11 protein-coding genes are annotated in these 16,410 nt (G+C 66.2%); 4 read left to right on the forward strand and 7 right to left on the reverse strand.

Annotated features, from left to right (window positions below; translation table 11 throughout):
- Positions 1 to 67: 67 nt before the first annotated feature.
- The 5 genes from ACUJB0_RS29245 to ACUJB0_RS29265 form a co-directional block, all read right to left on the reverse strand.
- The gene (locus tag ACUJB0_RS29245; RefSeq protein ID WP_444848323.1) at positions 68 to 1,843 is read right to left on the reverse strand and encodes a DUF885 domain-containing protein; all 1,776 of its coding nucleotides are present in this window, start codon (positions 1,841 to 1,843) and stop codon (positions 68 to 70) included.
- A 23-nt stretch (positions 1,844 to 1,866) separates the two neighbouring features.
- Positions 1,867 to 4,071, reverse strand: a complete 2,205-nt coding sequence (locus tag ACUJB0_RS29250) for a two-component system response regulator (RefSeq protein WP_444848324.1) — start codon at positions 4,069 to 4,071, stop codon at positions 1,867 to 1,869.
- A gap of 43 nt (positions 4,072 to 4,114) precedes the next feature.
- Complete coding sequence (locus tag ACUJB0_RS29255) at positions 4,115 to 6,688, reverse strand: ATP-binding protein (protein ID WP_444848325.1); 2,574 nt, start codon at positions 6,686 to 6,688, stop codon at positions 4,115 to 4,117.
- Positions 6,689 to 6,816: 128 nt separating this feature from the next.
- Complete coding sequence (locus tag ACUJB0_RS29260) at positions 6,817 to 8,463, reverse strand: SulP family inorganic anion transporter (RefSeq protein ID WP_444848326.1); 1,647 nt, start codon at positions 8,461 to 8,463, stop codon at positions 6,817 to 6,819.
- A gap of 116 nt (positions 8,464 to 8,579) precedes the next feature.
- A complete protein-coding gene (locus ACUJB0_RS29265) occupies positions 8,580 to 9,149 on the reverse strand; it encodes a TetR/AcrR family transcriptional regulator (RefSeq protein ID WP_444848327.1) in 570 nt (189 codons plus the stop codon).
- Positions 9,150 to 9,236: 87 nt separating this feature from the next.
- On the opposite strand from ACUJB0_RS29265, the gene ACUJB0_RS29270 reads away from it, so the two are divergent.
- Both ACUJB0_RS29270 and ACUJB0_RS29275 read left to right on the forward strand, forming a co-directional pair.
- The gene (locus ACUJB0_RS29270) at positions 9,237 to 10,385 is read left to right on the forward strand and encodes a thiolase family protein (RefSeq protein ID WP_444848328.1); all 1,149 of its coding nucleotides are present in this window, start codon (positions 9,237 to 9,239) and stop codon (positions 10,383 to 10,385) included.
- 199 nt (positions 10,386 to 10,584) lie between these two features.
- Complete coding sequence (locus ACUJB0_RS29275; protein ID WP_444848329.1) at positions 10,585 to 12,066, forward strand: FAD-dependent monooxygenase; 1,482 nt, start codon at positions 10,585 to 10,587, stop codon at positions 12,064 to 12,066.
- 69 nt (positions 12,067 to 12,135) lie between these two features.
- Here the strand turns inward: ACUJB0_RS29275 and ACUJB0_RS29280 are convergent, their stop codons facing one another.
- On the reverse strand, positions 12,136 to 13,500 hold the full coding sequence (locus tag ACUJB0_RS29280) for a diguanylate cyclase (RefSeq protein WP_444848330.1): 1,365 nt from the start codon (positions 13,498 to 13,500) through the stop codon (positions 12,136 to 12,138).
- Positions 13,501 to 13,812: 312 nt separating this feature from the next.
- Between ACUJB0_RS29280 and ACUJB0_RS29285 the strand changes: the two genes are divergently transcribed.
- A complete protein-coding gene (locus ACUJB0_RS29285) occupies positions 13,813 to 14,820 on the forward strand; it encodes an SDR family oxidoreductase (RefSeq protein ID WP_444848331.1) in 1,008 nt (335 codons plus the stop codon).
- Between the two features lie 3 nt (positions 14,821 to 14,823).
- Positions 14,824 to 15,660, forward strand: a complete 837-nt coding sequence (gene ku, locus ACUJB0_RS29290) for a non-homologous end joining protein Ku (RefSeq protein WP_444848332.1) — start codon at positions 14,824 to 14,826, stop codon at positions 15,658 to 15,660.
- Here ku and ACUJB0_RS29295 read toward each other — a convergent pair.
- Positions 15,657 to 16,349: a PEP-CTERM sorting domain-containing protein gene (locus ACUJB0_RS29295; RefSeq protein WP_444848333.1), complete on the reverse strand. Its 693-nt coding sequence runs from the start codon at positions 16,347 to 16,349 to the stop codon at positions 15,657 to 15,659. The two genes, ku and ACUJB0_RS29295, sit on opposite strands and share 4 nt — an antisense overlap.
- Positions 16,350 to 16,410: the final 61 nt, after the last annotated feature.

Here is a 16,410-nt window from a genome sequence, read left to right on the forward strand (position 1 = left end):
ATTCTACCCAACCACCTTGGTTCGGAAATACACACTTTGTCACGGTCCCCATTACATCTGGGAGAGCTTAATCCAGGTCGGGATAAGGGCTCTTGCCGCCTTCGGCGATGAAGGTGTCGATGCGCGCCTCCAGCACCGGCAGCGGCACGGAGCCCAGTTGCAGCACCGTGTCGTGGAAGGCGCGGATGTCGAACTTCGATCCCAGCGCCGCCTCGGCCTTCTTGCGCGCGTTGATGATGCTCATCTCGCCCAGGTAGTAGGACAGCGCCTGGCCCGGCCACGAAATGTAGCGGTCCACCTCCGTCTCGATCTCGTGGTCCGACAGCGCGGTATTGTCATGCAGGTAGTCCTGCGCCTGTTTGCGGGTCCAGCCCTTGCTGTGGATGCCGGTATCGACCACCAGCCGCGCCGCGCGCCAGGCCTGGTAGCTCAACATGCCGAACACCTCGTACGGCGTTTCGTACATGCCCATCTCCACGCCCAGCCGCTCCGAGTACAGCGCCCAGCCCTCGCCATAGGCCGAGATGTAGGCGTTGCGGAACGGCGGACGGCCCTTCTGCTCCATCGCCACCGGCATCTGGAAGGCGTGGCCCGGCGCCGATTCGTGCAGCGTCAGCGCCGGCATCGAGTACAGCGCGCGCGCCGGCAGGTTGTAGGTGTTGACCAGGTAGACGCCGGGACCGCCGCGGCCCGAGGTGTAGAACGGCGCCTGGTCGTCCGGCACCGGGATCACGGCGAAGCGGCGGCGCGGCAGGTAGCCGAAGTACTGGCCGACCTTGCCGTCGAATTTCTTGGCCACCCAGGCGGAACGCATCAGCAGCTCTTCCGGCGTCTTGGCGTAGAAGCGCGGATCGGTGCGCAGGAACTGCAGGAAGGCCGGCAGGTCGCCTTCGAAGCCGGTCTGCTTGATCACGTCCTGCATCTCGCCGCGGATCTTGGCCATTTCGCTCAGGCCGATCTTGTGGATCTGGTCCGCGCTCATCGAGGTGGTGGTGAATTCGACGATCTTCGACTGGTAGTAGGCTTTACCGTCCGGCAGACTCTCGGCCGCCAGCTCGGTGCGCGCCTTCGGCACGTATTCCTCGCGCATGAACTTGAGCAGCTTGGCGTACGACGGCAGCACGTAAGCCTGGATCGCCTTCACGCCCTCGGCGCGCAGCGCCTCCTGCTGCGCCGCCGGCATGGTGGCCGGCATGGTCTTGAACGGCAGGTAGAACACCGTGTCCTGCGGGGTCTTGGCGTCGGTGACGGAGGTGATCGACGAATCGCGGCCGATCAGCGTGACCTTGGGCGGCGTGAAGCCGCGCGCCAGGCCGGCGCGCATATTGTCCATCTCCTCGTCGAAGTAGCGCGGCGTCTCGGCCAGCTGCTTGAGGTAGTCGCGGTACTGCTTTTCATTGGCCAGCGGCTTGCGCGCGCCGGACGCCATGTTGGACCAGAAGGCCGAATCGGCGTTGAGCGGCTTCTCGTATTCGCGGAACACCTGGCCGGCGATCAGCGCGGCGATCTGCGCCTTGTAGACCTGGTAGTTGATGCGCTCCGGCGCCGACAGCTTGTCCTGCGAAATGCCGTCGAGCTTTTTCATCACGCCCTGCCAGTAGGCCAGCCGCTGCTTCTGGGTGGCGGCGTCGATGCGCGGCAGCGATGCCGAGACGCCGTTGTCGTCGTCCTCGTCCTCTTCCTGTTTCTGGCTGATGCGCCACTTCCACTCCTGGGTGTAGATGGCTTTGAACTGCGCGTCGGCGGGGCCGGGCTTGACGGCCGGCGCCGGAGCGGCTTGCGTGACGGAGACGGCTAACAGCATGCATGCGCCGGCGATGGCGGCGCTGAACTTCTTTTCCATAACACTCCAATGGGAAGGGTTGATTACATGTCCAGCAGATTACGGTGTTCGCGCAGCAGCGCGGTGAAGGCCTCGCCGTTGAGGGGGCGGCTGAAGAAGTAGCCCTGCATCTCGTCGCAACCGCGCTCGGTAAGGAAGCGCACCTGCTCGCGGGTTTCGACACCCTCCGCGATCACGCGCATATTCAGGTTGTGCGCCAGCGAGATCACCGACAGCGCGATGGCCGCGTCGTTGGCGTTGGTGGTCACGTCGTCGACAAAGGATTTGTCGATCTTCAGCACGTCGATCGGGAAGCGCTTCAGGTAGCTCAGGCTCGAATAGCCGGTGCCGAAATCGTCCAGCGAGATGCTGACGCCGATGTCCTTCAGGCGGCGCAGCGCGGCCACCGCCTTGTCCGGATCGCCCATCACCGTGCCTTCGGTGATCTCCAGGCCCAGGTGGCCGGGCGCGATGCCGAACTTGCGCAGCGTGCTTTCCACATACGGCACGGTGGCGTCGTTGGCGAACTGGCCGGCCGCCAGGTTGACCGACACCTTGATGTCGCCCAGTCCCTGGTCGTGCCACACCTTGATCTGCGCGCACACGCTCTCCAGCACCCACTCGCCGATCGAATTCACCAGGCCATATTCCTCGGCCAACGGAATGAAGCGGTTCGGCGGCACCTTGCCCAGCACGACGTTATCCCAGCGCAGCAGCGCTTCCGCGCCCAGCATGGCGCCGGTCTTCAGGCACATTTGCGGCTGGTAGTGCACCTCGAATTCGTCGCGCGCGATGGCGCCGCGCAGCTGTCCCTGGATCGCCAGCTTGTCGCGGATTTCCGCGTCCATGCGCTCTGTGAAGAAGGCGTAGTTGTCGCGGCCTATCTCCTTGGCGCGGAACAGCGCCGTGTCGCCGTTGCGCACCAGCTCATCGAAGCTGTCGCCGTCGGTCAGGCTGACGGCGATGCCGATGCTGGACGTGACCATGATCTGCTGGCCGTCGATCACCAGCTCGCGGCGCAGGCCGGCCAGGATCTTCTGCGCCAGTGCCATCGTCGCGCCCAACTGGACATCGTCCGGCACGATGATCTGGAATTCGTCGCCGCCCTGGCGGGTCACGATGTCGCCCTCGCGCACGGTCTCGTTGAGGAACTTCGACACCACCTGCAGCGCCTTGTCGCCGACGTCGTGGCCGTAGGAGTCGTTGATGCTCTTGAAGCGGTCCAGGTCCAGGCACATGACGGCCACGCAGCGGTGCTCGCGCTTGGCCGTGGCCAGCGTCTGCTCGAACCGCTGGCGCGCCAGCAGGCGGTTCGGCAGGCCGGTCAGCGCGTCGTGGTTGGACAGGAAATCGATCAGGTGCTGCTCGGCCTTGCGTTCGGTCAGGTCCATGAACACCGCCACGTGGTTGATCACCTGGCCCTGTTCGTCCCTTACCACCGAGGCGCTCAGCAGGCCCGGATAGGTGTCGCCGCTCTTGCGGCGCGCCAGCACCTCGCCCGACCAGTGGCCGGTCTTGACGATGGACTGCGCCATCAGCTCGAAGGACTTGGCGTCCGGATCGCCGGCGTGCAGCAGGGCCACGCTCTGGCCCACCACCTCGTCCGCGCTGTAGCCGGAGATCTGCGTGAAGGCGGGATTGGTGGCGACGATGCGCCCATCGCGGTCGGTGACGACGATGGCGTCCTGCGTGGCCTCGAACACCTGGCTGGAGAGCCGCATGAATTCCTCGTTGGCGCGGCGCTGCTCGACTTCCCTCTCCAGCGACGCGGCCAGCGCTGCCAGCTCGGTGGTGCGCTCGGCCACGCGTTCCTCCAGCAGCGCGCGTTCGGCCGCCAGCGCCTGCTGGGCGCGGCCCAGCCGCACATGGGCGTCGGTGCGGGCCAGGATTTCCTCGGCCTGGAAAGGCTTGGCGATGAAGTCCACCGCGCCCAACGCGAAGCCGCGCACCTTGTCGTCGGTGTCATGCTGGGCCGAGAGGAAGATCACCGGCACCTGGCTCAGCTCCGGCGACGCCTTCAGGCGCCGGCACACTTCGAAACCGTCGATGCCGGGCATGCGCACGTCCAGCAGGATCAGCTCCGGCGGGCGTGACTGCGCGGTCCACAGGGCCAGCTCGCCGTTGGGGGCCTGGCGCACGTAGTAGCCCGCTTCCGTCAGCAGGTCGCTCAGCAGTTTGAGCGAGGCCGGCGTGTCTTCCACGATCAGCACTTCGCCTTTGGTGTGTTGTTCCGACAAATCCCGATGCATGTAAAACTCTCTCGCCTGGTTTGCTGCCGCTATCATATACCCGTCAGGCTTGCGCCTCCAGTTCGTTGTCCGCCTCGTCCAGCAAACCGCACAGCTGCGGATACTGGTGCAACCGTATCATGTGCTCGATGCGCTCGACCACCTCCGCCAGCTCCAGCGGCAGGGGCGCCAGCAACAGCGCTACGCGCGGCAGGTTCAGTTCCTGCAGCGCGGTCTTGAGCTGCTGGCGCAGCGCCCGGTCCAGCAATCCCAGGTCGCCGCGCGACAGCGGCGGCAACATGGGCTGGCGCGCGCCGTGATGGCGGCGCATGAACTGCAGGCCCAGTTGCTGTTCCAGCACCGCGTACAGCTGCTCCTGTTCGACCGGCTTGCGCATGAATTCATCGGCGCCGGCGGCCAGCGCCTCCTCGCGTTCCTCGGCGTAGGCGGATGCGGTCAGCATCACCACCCGTGGCTGCGGGCCGGCGGCGTTGGCGCGGATCTGGCGCGTCGCGCTCAAGCCGTCCAGCGCCGGCATGCGCCAGTCCATGAACACCAGGTCCGGCCGCCAGACATCGACCATCGCCAGCGCCTGGGCGCCGTCGCCCACCACCGCCACCTCGAAGCCCAGCGGCTGCAGCAGGTTTTGCAGCAGCGCGCAGCCGTCGGCGTTGTCGTCGGCCACCAGGATGCGGCGGCCGCGCTGCGGCGGCGCCAACGCGGCCACCTCGTCGTCCTCGCCGATGACGGGCGCGCTGTCGGCCACCTGCACCGTGATCGCGAAACGGAAGGTGGCGCCGGCGCCGGGCGCGGACTGCACCGTCAGGTCGCCGCCCATCAGCTGGACGAATTCGCGCGAGATGGTCAGGCCCAGGCCCGTGCCTTCATGCGCGCCGGGGCCGTCGGCCTGGATGAACGGTTCGAAAATGCGCGCCTGGTCGGCCTGCGAGATGCCCGGGCCGGTGTCGATCACGGCGAATTCCAGCTCGCAGCCGTGCGAGGCGTTGCGCATCGCGCCGCGCACCCGCAGCGTGACCTTGCCCTGCCCCGTGAACTTGACCGCGTTCGACATCAGGTTGAGCAGCACCTGCCGCAGCTTGGTGCCGTCCACGCGGGCGCCGGCGGGCAGGCCGGCGGCGTCCAGTTCCAGCTCCACGCCGGTCTGGCCGGCGCGCATGCTGACCATGTCCATCACTTCCTGCAGCATGTCGTGCAGGCCGACCACCTCGGTCTGCAGGCTGGCGCGGCCCGCCTCGATCTTGGACAGTTCGAGGATGTCGTTGATCAGCGTGAGCAGGTGCTGGCCGGAGCGGTGGATGATGGCCAGGTTGCGCTTCTCCTCCGGCAGCATGTTCTTGGAGTCGGCCATCAGGCGCGAGAAGCCGATCACGGAATTGAGCGGCGTGCGCAGCTCGTGGCTCATATTGGCCAGGAAGGTGCTCTTGGCCTGGTTGGCCGCCTGCGCCTGCAGCACCGCGACCGACAGCGCGTTGGTGCGTTCGGCCACCAGGTCCTCCAGGTGGATGCGGTGGCGGCGCAGCTCCTGCTCGGCCACGCGGCTGGCGGTGACGTCGTAGTTCACGCCGACCATGCGTGCCGGATGGCCCTCGGCGTCGCGGAAGATCATGGCGTCGCCCTTGATGTAATGGACCGAGCCATCGGCCCAGACCACGCGGAACTCCACGTCGAATTCCGCCGTGCCCTCGAGCGCCTGCTGCAGCAGCGCTTCGGTAGGGATGGCGTCGTCGGGATGCATCATGCTGCGCCATAGCTCGAACGGGCGCTCGACCTTGCGGCCCTCGATGCCGTGCAGGCGGTACATCTGCTCGTCCCACACCACTTCGTCGCTGATGATGTTCCAGTCCCAGATACCGATCGCCGCCGCGCTGCTGGCGATCTGCAAGCGTTCCTCGCTGGCGTGCATGGCCACGAAGCGGCTGTCCATCAGGCGCACCATCTCGCGGATCGAGCCGTTCAGGGTTTTCAGCTCGCCGAAGAACCAGTCGGTGGGCGGCAAGGCGCCCGGATTCTGGCCGGCCTTGACGTTGGCGGCGTAGCGTTCGATGGTGGTCAGCGGCTTGAGGATCAGCTGCCATAGCAGCAGGTAAAGGCTCAGCACCAGCGTCACGTCCAGCACGAAGATCATGCCGGCGATGGTGTAGAGGCGCTGGCGCAGCTGCTCGATCAGGCCGGCCGGCGAGGCGAACACGGTGATCGTGCCGATGTTCTGGCCGCCGGCGACGATGGGCCGCTCTTCAAACAGCAGCTCGGGATTGTCCGGCATGCGGGTGGCGGCCACCAGCTGCGCCTGGTCGTTGCGGGTGATGATGAAGGGATGGTTGCTGGCCACCGGCGCCACCGCGCTGGCGTACAGGTCGCGGTTGCTCAAGCCGCTCTTCATGATGGTGACGATCTGGGTCTCGTCGAAGTTCCACGCCGGCAGCGCCACGGCGGCGGACAGCTCGTCGGCGCTGTTGGCCAGTGTCTTGTGCAGCTGCTCCCAGCGTTGGGCGCGCTCGACCTGGTAGAAGTACAGCGCGAAGGTCGTCAGCACCAGCGTCACCACGGCGGTCAGCGTGACGCTGACGAATACGGCGATCGATACTTTTCCTGCGCGGCGGGCAAGTCGGTCCAACATCGGAAAACCATTCTTTTGGGGTTAGTCTGCGGAGCTTCGACTTAAATCATAGGTTCAATCCGACCTGAAGTCCATGCATTTTATTGCCCAAAAGGATTAAATTACAGAAACAGCAAGTTTTTACACAATCATGCAACATCCTTGACGGTTTGCAAATGGTCGCAGGCGATGGCCGTGCTCAGGAACAGCTGCCCGTTCAGCTCGCGCAGCAGCGCCGTGCCGCGCAGCCGGTCCAGCACCGGCCCCTTCACTTCGGCCAGATGCAGGCCGATGCCGCGCCGCTTCAGGCGCTGGTTCAGCTCGGCCAGTTCGTACAGCGCCGTGGTGTCGATCGAGCTCACCGGCGACATCACCAGCACCAGGTGGCGCGCGCTGGCGTGGGTGGCCAGCTCGCATTCGATGCGCCCGGCCACCGCCTCCATATTGCCGAAGAATAGATTGGCGTCGATGCGCAGCACCAGCGTTTCCGGCCGGGTTTCGACCGGATAGCGCTCGACGTTGCGGAAATGCTCGGTGCCGGCGATGCGGCCCAGCACCGCGATGTGCGGCCGGCTGGCGCGCCAGATCAGGGTGCCCATCGACAGTGCCACGCCGACCACCACGCCCGCCTCCACGCCCAGTACCAGCACGCCCAGGCAGGTGGCGGCCCACGCCAGCACGTCGCTGCGGTCGTACTGCCAGGCGGTGCGCACGATGTCCAACTCCAGCATGCCGAGCACGGCGACGATGATGGTCGCGGCCAGCACCGGCAGCGGCAGCAGCGCCAGCCAGCCGGTGGGCGCGACCAGCGCGGCGGCCAGCAGCGCGGCGGTGACGATGCTCGACAGCGGCGTGTGCGCGCCGGCCGCGTAGTTGACGGCGGAGCGCGACAGGCCGCCGGTGACGGGGAAGCCGCCGCTCAAGGCGCTGGCCACGTTGGCCGCGCCGAGGCCGATCAGCTCATGGTTGCTGACCAGCTTCTCGTTGCGCTTGAGCGCCAGCGACTGCGCCGACGACATCGACGTCAGGAAAATGATAAAGCCGATCAGCAGTCCCGGTTGCAGCAGCGGCTTCCAATGCGGGGCCGAGGTGGCCAGGTTCAGATGCGGCAGGCCGCCGGGGATGGCGCCGGCGGTGCGCACGCCCTGCTCGCCCAGGCTGGTGGTGGCCATCAGCGCGATGCCAGCCACCACCACCATCATCGGCATCAGCTTGGCGGCGACTTCGGCGCCGGCCGGCTTCAGGCCGCAGCGCTTGAGCAGGCCGGCCAGGTAAAGCCGGGACAGCACCAGCAAAATTAAAGCGCCGACACCCAGCGCGGCGCTGGGCATGTGCAGGTGCGGTGGCTCGGCGCCAAGCAGGGTATGCAGCTGGTTGAACGCGATGACCAGCGCCGAGCCGACCGTAAAGCCGCTCATCACCGGACGGGAAAAGAAGTTGGCCAGGAAGCCCATGCGCAGCAGGCCGCACAGCAGCAGGGCCGCGCCGGAGATCAGCGCCAACTGCGCGGCCAGCACGCCGGACAACGCGGAGCCGGCCGGGGCCAGGGGTGCGATCGCGGTGGACGTCATCAGCGCGATGATGGCCATCGGCCCCACCGACTGCGTCATGCTGCTGCCGAACAGCGCGTAGGCGATGGGCGGCAGGATGCTGGCATACAGCCCCGCCACCGGCGGCAGGCCGGCCACCAGCGCGTAGGCGGTGGCTTGGGGGATCATCATCATCGCCACCACCAGGCCGGCGGAGAGATCGCCGACCAGCAGCGGGCGCCGGTAGTGCTTCAGCCAATGCAGCATGGTCGGTCCGTGGAGCTGGAAAATATCGCCAGTCTACGCGATCAGCTCCCTGCGGCCCAGACGCTCATGCGTTTTTTTTATAAGCTAATCTGAAAAACGCATAAGAGGACCCGCCGTCAACGTGGCGGCAGCGACGTTTGCACCGCTTGGAGGATCTCAAGCGACAGGGCCTCGTCGTCCACGGCACGCGACAGCACGATCGCCCCGACCATCGCGGCGTAGGTCGCCAGGGCTTGGCGGCGCTTGTCGGCATCGTCGGCGCCCGGCATCAGTTGTTCGAGAACGGCCATCTGCGCGCTGGCACCCTCGGTCAGCGCGTGGCGCGCCTTGGGGCCGAGGCGCCCGATGTCGGCGCCCAGCGAGGTCACGGAACAGCCGTTGGCGGGACCGTCGCGATGCTTGGTCGACAGGTAGCCGGCGCCGATCTTGTCCAGGGCGGTGTCCGCGTCCTGCTCCACATAGCCGCGCCAGCGCTCGACGGAACGCTTGAGCGCATGCGCGGTGGCCTCGGCCAGCAAGTCTTCCTTGGAGGCGAAATGGCCATAGAAGCCGCCGTGCGTCAGCCCGGCGTTCTTCATCAGGTCGGCCACGCCGATGCCGTCATACCCTTTTTCGCGGAACAGGCGCGCGGCCGTTTCCACGATGCGCTCGCGGTTGAGCGCAACTTGTTCCCTGCTGACTTTCATATGCACCTCCCTCTTACGTCCATTGACATCATACATGATGAGCGTAATATATCAATCATTACGACCATCATTTAAAGGAGTGCCGCCATGAAAGCTGTCATCAGTGCCTATGCCCGTTCGCCCTTCCACTTCGCCCGCAAGGGCAAGCTGGCCGAAGTCCGTCCCGACGATCTGGGCGCCCAGGTGGTGCAGGGCCTGATGCGGCGCACCGGGCTGGATCCGAAGCTGCTGGACGATGTGATCCTCGGCTGCGCCTACCCGGAATCCGCGCAGGGCAACAACCTGGCGCGCATCGTCTCGCTGCTGGCCGGCTTTCCGCATGAGGTGCCGGGCATGACCATCAACCGCTTCTGCGGCTCGTCGATGTCGGCCATCCACATCGCCGCCGCGCAGATCGAGGCGGGACTGGGCGAGGCTTATCTGTGCGTCGGCGTCGAATCGATGACGATGGTGCCGCAGGGCGGCTACAACTTCTCGCCCAACCCGCGACTGCTGGCGCAGACGGATGCCTACATCAGCATGGGCGACACCGCCGAAAACGTCGCCCGCAAATACGAGGTGTCGCGCGCCGACCAGGAACTGCTGGCGTTCCAGTCGCATCAAAAGGCGGCCAGTGCCCGCGCCGCCGGCTTGTTGACCGATGAAATCGTCCCCATCGCAACCGCCACCGGCGAAGTGGTCGCCGAAGATGGCTGCATCCGCCCCGGCACCACTGTCGAAGCGCTCGCCGGCCTGAAGCCGGTGTTCGATCCGGAGCACGGCGTGGTCACAGCCGGCACCTCGTCGCCGCTGACCGACGGCGCCTCGGCGGTGCTGGTCACCAGCGAGGCCTTCGCCCTCAAGCACGGCCTGCAACCCAGCGCGCGCATCGTCGCGATGGCGACGGTGGGCTGCGATCCGGCGCTGATGGGCATCGGCCCGATTCCGGCTACGCAGAAGGCGCTGAAGCTGGCCGGCCTGCAGGCGAGCGACATCGATGTGGCGGAGATCAACGAGGCCTTCGCCTCGCAGGCGCTGGCCTGCGTGCGCGAGCTGGGGATCCGGCCAGAGGTGCTGAACATCGACGGCGGCGGCATGGCCATCGGCCATCCACTGGGCGCCACCGGCGCGCGCATCACCGGCAAGGCGGCGGCGCTGCTGGCGCGCACCGGCGGCCGTTACGCGCTGGCCGCACAGTGCATCGGCGGCGGCCAGGGCGTGGCGACGGTCTTGGAGAAGTTCACGCCGACGGCTTGACACCGCGCGTTTTTTTATCCACCATCACGGAGGTGCAATAAGCACAGTTACCAATTGAGGTTGCCCTCCCCCCATCGCTCGCTTCCCTGAGCCTACCCGCTGGACACAATGCCGCCGCAAGGGCGGCATGCTGCTTTGTGTCTGCGTATTCCATTTTTTTGCTGTACATTTTCGGCGCGCGTGCGCTGAAGGAGTTCCCATGATTTATGACGTCGTCATTGCCGGCGCCGGGCCGGTCGGTCTGTTTCTGGCTTGCGAGTTGCGCCTCGCCGGCATCCAGGTGCTGGTGCTGGAGCGGGCCGAAGACCCGCACTCTCCCCTCAAGCGGCTGCCATTCGGCATGCGCGGTTTGTCCGTGCCGTCGGTCGAAGCGTTTTACCGGCGTGGCCTGCTGAACGACATCGCGCCGCCCGCTTCGCCGCAGCTGCGCCACCAGCCCGGCCACTTCGCCGGCATCCCGCTCGACCATGCCAACATCGACACGTCGCAATGGCCGTACCGCCTGCCCAATCCCGCCGACGCCAACGCGGCGGCCGACATGGAGCACATCGAAACCACGCTGGCCGCGCGCGCAGCCATGATGGGCGCGGAGATCCGGCGCGGAGTCGAAGTCGAAGGCTTCAAGCAGTCCGGCGACGAAGTGTCGATACGGGCCGGCGGCCAAACGATCCGCGCGCGCTGGCTCGTCGCCTGCGACGGAGGCCGCAGCACGGTGCGCAAAGCCGGCCGCTTCACGTTCACCGGCACCGAACCGGAGTTCACCGGCTATTCGGTCCAGGTGGAACTGGCCGATCCTGAAAAGCTGCGCATTGGCCGCCACTACACGCCGACCGGCATGTATTTCCAGTCCCGGCCCGGCACGATAGCGATGGTCGAATTCGACGGCGGCGCGTTGCATCGCACGCAGCCGCTCACGCTGGAGCTGGTGCAGGCGGTGCTGCGCCGCGTGTCCTGCACCGACGTCACGCTGACGTCTCTCAACCTGGCGACCACCTGGACCGACCGCGCCTTCCAGGCGGCCAACTACCGCGACGGACGGGTGCTGCTGGCCGGCGATGCCGCGCATATCCACTCGCCGCTGGGCGGACAGGGACTCAACCTCGGACTGGGCGACGCGATGAACCTGGGATGGAAGCTGGCCGCCACCATGCGCGGCACCGCGCCGGCCGGTCTGCTGGACAGCTATTCCAGCGAACGGCATCCGGTCGGCGCACAGGTGCTCGATTGGTCGCGCGCCCAGGTCGCGCTGATGCGACCCAGCCCGCAGACGCGCGCGCTCGAAGCCATCGTCCGGGACCTGATCGGCACACGCGACGGCGCGACCTATTTCGCCGGCAGGGTTTGGGGTGTCGCGCTTCGTTACGATGTGGGCGGCGGCCATCCGCTGGCAGGCCGCAGCGCTCCCGATTTCGAGCTGGCCGATGGGTCGACGCTAGGCGAGCGGCTACGCTCGGGACGCGGCCTGCTGCTGGACTTCGATGCGCGCAAGCCATGGCAGGCTTGGGCCGGCCGCTGGGTCGATCGTATCGAGTATGTCGCCAGCGATGCCAAGGATACGCTGGGCTTGGGCGCGGTGCTGGTGCGCCCGGACGGATGCGTGGCGTGGGCGGGCGAGAGCAATCCCGACGAGGTGGAACTGGCGGCTGCCGCGGCGCGCTGGTTCGGCGAGCCGCAGCGGTAACGCCAAGCCAAAAGCCAAGCCGGGCTCCCGGCCGGGCGCCTGGCCAGGAACCGGGCCGGGAATCAGGTCCTACGCGGCCAGCTCGATGCAGTTGCGGCCCACGCGCTTGGCGCGGTGCAGCGTGGCGTCGAGCCGGTCGAGGACCGTGGCGCTGCCCTCGTCCGCGCCCACCTGGGCCACGGCCAGGCTCACCACCACCTCGGTGGTGCGCGGCAGGTCCGCCTCGGCGATCGCCGCGCGCAGCTTTTCCGCCAGGCGCACGGCGTCGGCCGCCGTGGTGTGGGTGGCGATCACCAGGAACTCGTCGCCGCGCATGCGGGCCAGCAGGTCCGAGGTGCGCAGCCGGCCCTTGACGATATCGGCCACCGCACGCAGCGTCGGGTCGCCGACCGGGGAACCGTATAAATCGTTTTCGGACTGGAAGCTGGCGACGTCGAACGACAGCGCCGCCAGCGGCAGCCCGTAACGGCGGGCGCGGCGGATCTCGTTGTCCAGCATGTCCTCGCCGGCACGGCGGTTGGCGGCGCCGGTGACGCTGTCGGTGGTGCTGATCAGCGAAATCTGGCCGGTCAGCTCTTCGTTCCGGTGCTTCAACTCGCTCATGCCCAGGCCGAAGCTGACGAACTGCGCCAGGCTGGCGAAGCACGCGAACTGCTCGCGCGAGAAGGTGATGTGGCGGTCGAACATCAGGCAGATGGCGCCCAGCTCAGGGCTGCCCGGCTCGGTGCGCAGCGGCAGCGCCAGCACCATGCGCACGCTGCGGTCGTGCAGCAGCATCGCCAGTTCGGGGTCGCCGGCTTTTTCCGGCGCGTCCAACAGCACCATCTCGCCGCGCGCCACCGCCAGCAGCGGCGGGAACACTTCACGAAGCGGCGATTGCAGCAGGCGGTCGCGCCGTTGCAGCAGGCGCGCCAGGTCCAGGTGGTTGCGCGATTCCTGCGCCACCAGTTGCAGGTCGCCCCGCTCCTTCATGTGCAGCACGGCGGTATGGCGCACGCCAGGGAAATTGCACAGCGCCAGGCAAATCTGCGCCGACATCGATTCGACGGTGTCGATGCCGCTCAGCGCGCGCTGCAGGCTGCGCTGCACGCCCAACAGGTCGCGCAGCTCCTTTTCCTTGTCCAGCAGGGCTTGCTGCAGGGCGGCGGCGGCATCGGCCGGCACCGCCAGCGCCTGTTGCACGGCCTGTTGCAACTCGTCGCTCAGGACCGGGCAGATGCGGTAGTCGAACTGGCCGTAGGTCATCAGCTCCGGCAGCCAGGCGCTGTGCTCGTACGAACACAGCACCAGCACCGGCGCGCCCGCGCGGCCCCGTATCAGGGTACCGATGCCCGCCAGCTCGCTCAGTTGCTCATAGCCGTTCAAGTCCAGCACCAGCAAATCCACGTGGCGCTTGCCCAGCGCCGCGGCGGCGGCTTCGACATGCTCCGTCATGGTCAGCTGGGCGAACAGCTCTCCGCAGCAGGCCTGAAATTCCGAGCGTCGCTCGCCGGTGGGGTTAAAGAATACGCCTACGCTATTGGTCCGGTCCGACATTGTGTTACTCCCAGGCACTCTTTTAATGTTAAAAATATATCTCCGGCATTAGTGTGCCATAAAGTTCATAAAAAGCAATATTTTTTGCAATACGGACCAGATAATTTCCTTAAGAAACTTCTTTTGCGTGGCCGATATGCCGCATGTGTGAACGAGCGCACCGTCCCGGCGCGCGACGGCGTAAATACTGTCCGTTCGGAGGAAAATACCATGGCAAACATGAAAAACCAACCGGATTCCGGCGCCGGCAGCATGCAGCGCGACATCCAGCAGCGCCAGGACCAATCCGACGCACGCAGCAAGCAGGAGCCGCGCTCCAGCCAGCTCGGCGAGCGCCAGGGCCCGGTGCAGACCACGCAGCACGACTACCCCGGCACGCCGCTGCCGGCCCAGCACCTGGAAAAGCCGGGACTGGAGGCGGACATGCAGCTGAAGCCGGAGTTCCTGGCGCCGGCCTACTGCGGCAGCGGCAAGCTCGATGGCATGGTGGCCATCGTCACCGGTGGCGATTCCGGCATCGGCCGCGCGGTGGCCGTGCTGTACGCGCGCGAGGGCGCGGACGTGGCCATCGTCTACCTCAACGAGGAGAACGAGGACGCCAACGACACCAAGCGCTACGTCGAAGCCGAAGGCCAGAGCTGCCTGCTGCTGCCCGGCGATGTGCGCGACCCGGCGTTCTGCCGCGACGCCGCCGAGCAGGTGCACGAGCGCTTCGGCCGGCTGGACATCCTGGTCAACAACGCCGCCTTCCAGGAGCACGCGCAATCGCTCACCGACCTGACCGAGGAACGCTTCGACCTGACCATGAAGACCAACGTCTATGGCTACTTCCACATGGCCAAGGCCGTGCTGCCCTACCTGAAGCGCGGCGCGGCCATCATCAATACCGGCTCGGTCACCGGCTTGAAGGGCTCCAAGCACCTGCTGGATTATTCGACCACCAAGGGCGCGATCCATGCGTTCACGATGTCGCTGGCGTCCAACCTGCTGGAGCATGGCATACGGGTCAACGCCATCGCGCCAGGCCCGGTGTGGACGCCGCTCAATCCGGCCGACGCGCCGCCCGACAAGGTGGCGCAGTTCGGCGCCAGCACCGACATGCAGCGGCCCGCGCAACCGCAGGAGCTGTCGCCGGCCTATGTGTTCCTGGCGGCGCCCTGCTGCTCCAGCTACATCACCGGGATTGTGCTGCCCGTCACCGGCAGCGTCGGGGAGTAAGCCATGGCCGCGCGGGCGTTGTGGAAAGGCGCGATCAGCTTCGGCCTGGTGCACATTCCGGTCGAGATGTATTCGGCCGTGCAGGAGCACGAGCTGGATCTGACGATGCTCGACCGGCGCGACTTTTCGCCGGTCGGCTACAAGCGCTATAACAAGAACACCGGCAAGGACGTGACCTGGGACGATATCGTCAAGGGTTACGAGTACCAGGACAACGAGTACGTGGTGCTGTCCGACGAAGACCTGAAGCGCGCCAACGTCGAGGCCACGCAGACCATCGACATCCTGGCCTTCGTCGATGCGGCCGACGTGCCGCTGACCTACTTCGAACAGCCCTACTACCTTGCGCCATCGCGCGGCGGCGCCAAGGTGTACGCGCTGCTGCGCGAGACGCTGCGCAAAGCCGGCAAGATCGGCATCGCCACGGTGGTGATCCGCACCAAGCAGCACCTGTGCGCGCTGGTCTGCGATGAAGACAAGATCGTGCTGAACACGCTGCGCTATGCGAACGAGATCCGCAGCGCGGAGGAATTGAAGCTGCCGCCCGCGACGCTGAAGGCGGCCGGCATCAGCGACAAGGAGCTGCAAATGGCGCTGTCGCTGGTGGAAGGCATGAGCGAGCCGTGGAAGCCGGAGCAGTACCACGACACCTACAAGGATGACGTGCTGGCGCTGGTGAAGAAGAAGGTGAAGGCCGGCCAGACCAAGACCATCACCGCCGCCGAGCCGGAAAGCAAGGCGGCCAAATCGTCGAACGTGGTGGACCTGGTGGCGCTGCTGCAGGACAGCCTGGGCAAGCGGCCGGCCCCGAAGCGCCGGCGCACTAAGGCGGCCGCTTAGCGGCGGCGGCGCCCTTTCCAGCCGATTGCAGCCAGGCCGGCCAGCAGCATGGCGTAGGTTTCCGGCTCGGGAACCGGCGCCGGCACCTCCGTGAACGTCACCGACGTCAGCGCGCCGTTCGCGCCCATCATCGCGTGGGTCGCATTGGAGGAATACGTGTAGTAGAAAGTCGACCGGCTAAAACTGGCGAAGTCCAATTGTCCCGGCATGGTCGTGGCGTTCAGGGCCTGGCCGGACTTATCGAAAAAGCTCAACGCCATCATCTCCGACGCGTAGGCATTGGCCGAAACGTTGGCGATGCCGAAGCTGTCCGCTCCGCCCAGCGCGGCGGCGTTATTGGCGACTTGCACATTGGTGCTGCTGTAGTTGGTGTCGCTCAAGGCGATGTTGCTGCCGCCGATGTTGGCGCCCAGCGAGTTCATGGCCGCAGGCGCCGAATACATGACGCTGACGCCCTTATTGCTGAACAAGGCGGTCTCGGTGTCATAGCTGAAGTGGCCGCTGATGATATCCCCGACCGAAACCTTGCTGCCCGACAGACTGCTGGAAGTGACTGGGCCGCCGTCGAACGTCATTGGCGAAAACTCGACCATCTCCTGGATCTTTGCAGTGAAATCAAATTGGTAGACGCTCGCTTGGGCCGAACTGAACAGGCTCAAACCGGCTAACAACATTGGCAGTTTTTTCATCTGGAAGATCCCGAAATATATGTCGATTCGTCATTAAAACATCAACAACAACTGTTGTCAA

Origin of the sequence: Duganella caerulea (assembly GCF_040362985.1) — a bacterium.
Classification (GTDB): domain Bacteria; phylum Pseudomonadota; class Gammaproteobacteria; order Burkholderiales; family Burkholderiaceae_D; genus Rugamonas; species Rugamonas vulcania.

Bases quoted from the DNA above. Each gene is read 5' to 3' on its own strand.
- ACUJB0_RS29255 (WP_444848325.1), bottom strand. From the start codon at position 6,688: ATGTTGGACCGACTTGCCCGCCGCGCAGGAAAAGTATCGATCGCCGTA.
- ACUJB0_RS29245 (WP_444848323.1), bottom strand. From the start codon at position 1,843: ATGGAAAAGAAGTTCAGCGCCGCCATCGCCGGCGCATGCATGCTGTTA.
- ACUJB0_RS29275 (WP_444848329.1), top strand. From the start codon at position 10,585: ATGATTTATGACGTCGTCATTGCCGGCGCCGGGCCGGTCGGTCTGTTT.
- ACUJB0_RS29285 (WP_444848331.1), top strand. From the start codon at position 13,813: ATGGCAAACATGAAAAACCAACCGGATTCCGGCGCCGGCAGCATGCAG.
- ACUJB0_RS29295 (WP_444848333.1), bottom strand. From the start codon at position 16,349: ATGAAAAAACTGCCAATGTTGTTAGCCGGTTTGAGCCTGTTCAGTTCG.
- ku (WP_444848332.1), top strand. From the start codon at position 14,824: ATGGCCGCGCGGGCGTTGTGGAAAGGCGCGATCAGCTTCGGCCTGGTG.
- ACUJB0_RS29270 (WP_444848328.1), top strand. From the start codon at position 9,237: ATGAAAGCTGTCATCAGTGCCTATGCCCGTTCGCCCTTCCACTTCGCC.
- ACUJB0_RS29280 (WP_444848330.1), bottom strand. From the start codon at position 13,500: ATGACGGAGCATGTCGAAGCCGCCGCCGCGGCGCTGGGCAAGCGCCAC.
- ACUJB0_RS29265 (WP_444848327.1), bottom strand. From the start codon at position 9,149: ATGAAAGTCAGCAGGGAACAAGTTGCGCTCAACCGCGAGCGCATCGTG.
- ACUJB0_RS29250 (WP_444848324.1), bottom strand. From the start codon at position 4,071: ATGCATCGGGATTTGTCGGAACAACACACCAAAGGCGAAGTGCTGATC.
- ACUJB0_RS29260 (WP_444848326.1), bottom strand. From the start codon at position 8,463: ATGCTGCATTGGCTGAAGCACTACCGGCGCCCGCTGCTGGTCGGCGAT.